This is a genomic window from Streptomyces sp. NPDC002640 (assembly GCF_053592575.1).
Genome location: NZ_JBSFVZ010000051.1, coordinates 1 through 5,939, shown reverse-complemented (window position 1 = coordinate 5,939; position 5,939 = coordinate 1). Strand labels below are relative to the sequence as shown.

Sequence of the window (5,939 nt, the reverse complement as noted above, 5' to 3'; positions counted from 1 at the left end):
CGCTCCACCAACTCCGCCAACGCATCCGCATCACCCGACACCACCGTCGACGACGGACCGTTCACCGCCGCCACCGACAAACGCCCACCCCACGACGCCAACCGCGACTCCACCACCGCAGCCGGCAACGACACCGACCCCATCCCCCCCTTCCCCGACAACCGCACCAGCGCCGCACTCCGCAACGCCACCACCCGCGCCGCGTCCCGCACACTCAACGCACCCGCCACACACGCCGCCGCGATCTCACCCTGCGAATGACCCACCACCGCCGACGGCACCACCCCCACCGACCGCCACACCGCAGCCAACGACACCATCACCGCGAACAACACCGGCTGCACCACATCCACCCGCTCCAACCCCGGAGCACCCTCCACACCCCGCAACACATCCGACAACGACCACCCCACGAACTCCGACAACGCCGCCTCACACTCCGCCACGCTCTCCCGGAACACCGCACTGGAGTCCAACAACTCCACCGCCATCCCCACCCACTGCGACCCCTGACCCGGAAACACGAAGACGACGTCGGAGGAGCCGTTGACGGTGCCACGGACGAGTCCGGGTGCGGTCTCGCCGAGGGCGAGGGCGCGCAGCGCGGTCCGGAACTCGTCCGGGGTGTTCGCGGTGATCGCCGCGCGGTGGTCGAATGCGGTGCGGGTGGTGGCGAGGGCCCGCGCGACCTCGGCGGGACGCAGGCGCGGCTCGGCCTCGACGCGCGCCAGCAGCCGCTCGGCCTGGGCGCGCAGGGCTTCCTCGCTCCGGGCGGAGAGAGGCCAGGAGGAGCAGGTCGTCGGGGTCCCGGTGGGTTGGACGACGGACGGGGACGGCTTCTCGTCGTCGGGGCGCGGCTCGTCCGCCGGGTCGGAGGCCGGGGCCTGCTCCAGGATCACGTGCGCGTTCGTCCCGCTGATGCCGAACGAGGACACCGCGGCGCGGCGCGGCCGGTCCACCTCGGGCCACCGCACGGGTTCCGTGAGGAGTTCCACCGCTCCGGAGGACCAGTCGACGTGCGGGGAGGGCTCGTTCACGTGGAGGGTTCGGGGCAGCAGGCCGTGGCGCATCGCCTCGACCATCTTGATGACGCCGGCGACGCCGGCGGCGGCCTGGGTGTGACCGATGTTGGACTTCAGCGAGCCCAGCCACAGGGGCCGGTCCTCCGGCCGGTCCTGCCCGTAGGTCGCCAGCAGTGCCCGTGCCTCGATCGGGTCACCCAGCCGGGTACCGGTGCCGTGCGCCTCGACCGCGTCCACGTCCGAGGGGGTGAGGCGGGCGCCGGCCAGGGCCTGCCGGATCACCCGTTCCTGGGACGGACCGTTCGGCGCCGTGAGCTGGCTGCTCGTCCCGTCCTGGTTGACGGCGCTCCCCCGGAGCACCGCGAGCACCTGGTGGCCGTTGCGCCGGGCGTCGGACAGCCGCTCCAGCAGGAGCAGGCCCACGCCTTCGCCCCAGCCGGTGCCGTCCGCGTCCGCCGAGAACGCCTTGCACCGGCCGTCGGCGGACAGACCCCGCTGCCGGCTGAACTCGACGAAGGTGTTGGGGGTCGCCATCACCGTCACGCCACCGGCGAGGGCGAGCGAGCACTCGTCGTTGCGCAGGGACTGGGCCGCGAGGTGCACGGCGACGAGCGACGACGAGCACGCCGTGTCGACGCTGACGGCCGGGCCCTCGAGGCCGAACGTGTAGGAGATGCGGCCGGAGGCGATGCTGCCCGCGCTGCCGCTGCCGACGTAGCCTTCGAACTCCTCCGGCATCGGCTGCATGCGGGAGGCGTAGTCGTTGTACATGACACCGGCGAAGACTCCCGTGCGGGATCCCCTGAGTGCTTCGGGGTCGATGCCGGCCCGTTCGAACGTCTCCCAGGCCGTCTCCAGCAGGAGCCGCTGCTGCGGGTCCGTCGCCAGCGCCTCACGCGGCGACAGACCGAAGAACTCCGCGTCGAACTCCGCCGCCTCGTGCAGGAAACCACCGTGACGCGCGTACGACGTACCCGCCTGCGACGGGTCCGGATCGTACAACCGCTCCAGGTCCCAGCCGCGGTCCTCCGGGAAACCGGAGATCGCGTCCCGACCGGCCGTCACCAGCTCCCACAGGTCCTCCGGCGACTCCACCCCACCCGGGTACCGGCACGCCATCCCCACGATCGCGATCGGCTCCGTCCTGCCGGACTCGACCTCCTGAAGACGGCGGCGGACCTTGGTCAGGTCGGCCGTCACCCGCTTCAGGTAGTCACGGAGCTTGTCCTCGTTGGCCATGTCTCGTCGCCAGCCTCTCGATAACGCAGGGATGTCAGAAGGTGCGTGGGCCTGTCAGGCCAGCTCGCTGTCGATGAAGTCGAAGATCTCGTCGTCGGACGCGTCGTCGAGCCGGTCCGCGAGCCCGCCCTCCGTGGTGCCGGGGCCTCCGGCGGTGGTGAGCTGTTCCAGGAACAGCTCCAGCCGCTGCCGCAGCCGCGCGCGCAGTTCGTCGTCGGCGGCGATGCGCGGCAGCTCGGCCTCCAGTTCGTCGAGCGGGCCGAGGGCGGTCGGCGCGGACCCGGCGGGGCCCTCGTCCAACTCGGCGTGGAGGTGGGCGGCGAGGGCGCTCGGCGTCGGATGGTCGAAGACCAGGGTCGTGGAGAGCCGCAGACCGGTGACGGCGCCGAGGCGGTTACGGAGTTCGACGGCGGTGAGCGAGTCGAAACCCATGTCGAGGAATCCCCGGCCGGTCTCGACCGCGGCCGGCGCGCCATGGCCGAGGACGGCCGCGGCCTCGGCGCGTACGGTGTCGAGCAGGATCCGCTGCCGTTTGGCGTCGCCGTCGGCCGCCCGCAGCCGCCTGCGGAGGGCCTCCGACGCGTCGACGGGAGCGGCGGCCGCCCTGCGCACGCGAGTCCCGACCAGGCCCCGGTACAGCGCGGGCAGTTCCCCGGCCGTCGCCTTCGCGCGGAGAGCGCCGAGGTCCAGGCGTACGGGGACGGAAAGCGCCGCGTCGGAGGCCAGTGCCGTGTCGAAGAGGGTCAGCCCCTCCTCCTTGGACAGGGCCGCCACGCCGCTGCGGTGCAGCCGGGCCCGGTCGGCCTCGCCGAGCGTGTCGGTGATCCGGCTCTCCCCCGCCCACAGGCCCCAGGCCAGCGAGACCGCCGGCAGTCCGAGGGCACGGCGGTGGTGCGCGAGCGCGTCCAGGAAGGCGTTGCCCGCCGCGTAGGTGGTCTGCCCGGCGTTGCCCACGGTGCCGGCGAACGACGAGTACAGGACGAACGCCGCGACCTTGCGCTCCCTGGTCAGCTCGTGCAGGTTCCAGGCGGCGTCGACCTTCGGCCGCAGCACGGTTGCCAGGCGTTCGGCGGTCTGGGACTCCACCACCCCGTCGTCGGTCACGCCCGCGGTGTGCACCACGGCCGTCAGCGGGTGCGCCTCGGGGATGCCGTCCAGCAGCGCCGCCAGTGCGTCGCGGTCGGCGGCGTCGCAGGCCGCGACGGTCACCTGCGCGCCGAGCGCGGACAGTTCCTCGGCGAGCCGGCCCGCGCCGTCCGCGGCGAGGCCCCTGCGGCTGGTCAGCAGCAGGTTCCTGACACCGTGACGGGTCACGAGGTGCCTGGCGACCAGGGCGCCGAGTGCCCCGGTGCCGCCGGTGACCAGCACCGTGCCCGCGGGGTCGAGCGGCGAGCCCGTACCGGCCGGCGCCGAGGGCTCGACGTGCCGGGTCGCCGCGTCGGCGGCGCGTACGAGGCGCGGCGCGAGGAGTACCCCGTCGCGCAGCGCGAGCTGCGGCTCGCCCGTGGCGACGGCCGTGACGAGGCTGTCCCCGGTGAGCACCGGCACCACGGCGGTGCACCTGCCCTCGGCGGCACGCTCTCCTTCCGCCCCGTCCCCGTCCCCGTCCACGTCCACGTCCATGTCCAGCAGGACGAAGCGGCCGGGGTGCTCCGACTGGGCACTGCGCAGCAGCCCCCACACCGGCGAAACGGCGAGGTCCGGGACGCCCTCCTCGATCCGTGCGGCTACCGCGCCCCGGGTCACCACCACGAGCGGCGTGTCGTGGAGTGCGTCCGCGGCCAGCCACTTCCGGACCAGCGCGAGAGCGTCCCGCGCGGCGTGGTGCGCCTCCGCGGCGATGTCCGCCGTGTCCGTGGTCGCCAGGCAGACGGCGACGATGTCCGGTGCCGCGTCGTCGCCGACGGCGGCGAGCAGCGCGTCGAGGTCGGCGTAGGCCTCGGCGGTGGGCCAGTCGACACCGGCCCGGTCGCCGCCGATCACCACCGCGGAGGTCGCGGCCGCTGCGGAGGTCGCGGACGAGCCCGTGGCGTGGTGCACGGGCGTCCAGTCCACGGTGAACAGCGTGTCGTGGCCCCGGCCGTGGCCCGCGAGGGCCTGGGCCGCGTCGAAGGGGCGGAGGACCAAGGACTCCACGGTGACCACCGGGTTCCCTTGCGGGTCGGCGAGCGCCAGCCGCGCGCTGTCCCGGCCCGTGGGCGAGATCAGCACCCGGAGACCGGTTGTTCCCACGGAGTGGAGCCGCACTCCCGACCAGGCGAACGGCAGCCGCAGGTCACCGTTCGCCTGCTCGTCCCCGGCATCGTCCGCAGGGACCAGTCCCAGCGGGTGCAGGGCGGCGTCCAGCAGGGTCGGGTGCACCCCGCAGTGCGCCGCTTCGGTGGCCGGGCCGTCGGTTGTGGACGCTCCGTCGGGCAGTGCGACCTCGGCGTAGAGGTCCTCGCCGAGCCTCCAGAGCGCGCGCAGCCCGAGGAACGCCGGACCGTACCCGTACCCCTTCGCGCCGAGCCGCTCGTACAGCTCCTCCACGGCGACACTTTCCGCCCCGGCCGGCGGCCACACGCCGCCCAGCCTCTCCGCCGCGTCGTCCGCCGGGGTGTCCGCGGGCTGCGGCAGCAGGGCGCCGACGGCGTGCCGGGTCCAGAGCTGCTCGTCGGTGTCCGTGCCGTCGGGGCGCGAGTGCACGGCGACCTGCCGGCGCCCGGAGTCGTCGGGGTCGCCGACCGACACCTGGAGGCGGACGGTGGCGTTCTCCGGTATGACGAGCGGCGCCTCGAGCGTCAGGTCCTCCAGAACCGTGTGCCCGACACGGTTACCGGTGTGCAGGGCGAGTTCCACGAACGCCGCGCCGGGCAGGATGACCGTCCCCGCGACCGCGTGGTCGGCCAGCCAGGGGTGGCTGTGCAGGGACAGCCGTCCCGTGAAGACGTGCCCCTGACCGCCGGCGAGCTCCACGGCCGCGCCGAGCAACGGATGGTCCGCGTCGGCCAGGCCGAGCCCGGCGGTGTCGCCGGGGCCGACGGGGGTGTCGAGCCAGTAGCGCTCGCGCTGGAAGGGGTAGGTGGGAAGGTCGACGATCCGGGCGTCCGGGCCGTGGACGGCACGCCAGTCCACACCGGCCTCGTCACCGACGAGACCCAGCGCCTGCAGAACGGCCAGGTCCTCCGCACGGTCCTTGCGGACGGACGGCACGCAGACGACATCGTCGCCCAGGGCGGTCCGGGTGAGCGCGGTCAGCGTCGCGTCCGGACCGATCTCGACAAAACGCGACACCCCAAGACCCTGCAGGGCCCGCACGGCATCGTGGAAACGGACCGCCCCACGCGCATGCGACACCCAGTAGTCCGGTGAGGCAAGCTCCTGCGCGGAGGCCACCTCACCGGTCAGCGTCGACACCAGCGTGATCACCGGCGTGTGGAAGGTGACTCCCTCGGCGACCGTGCGGAACTCGGCCAGCATCGGCTCCATCAACGGCGAATGGAACGCATGACTCACCACCAACTCACGCGTCCGCACACCCTGTTCCGTGAGCCGCGACGCCACCTGCGCGACCGCGTCCGCAGCGCCGGAGACCACCACGGAAGCCGGGCCGTTGACCGCGGCCAGCGACACCCGCTCCTCGAGACCTTCCAGCAGCGGCCCCACCACGTCCTCACCGGCCTGCACCGCCAGCATCGC

2 protein-coding genes are annotated in these 5,939 nt (G+C 73.5%); both read right to left on the bottom strand.

The features are described from left to right. Positions 1-2,261 (bottom strand): type I polyketide synthase (locus tag ACWD3O_RS33865; protein ID WP_451418544.1); only part of this gene is annotated, 2,261 nt, incomplete at its 3' end. 54 nt (positions 2,262-2,315) lie between these two features. After that, positions 2,316-5,939 (bottom strand): SDR family NAD(P)-dependent oxidoreductase (locus ACWD3O_RS33860; protein ID WP_451418543.1); only part of this gene is annotated, 3,624 nt, incomplete at its 5' end.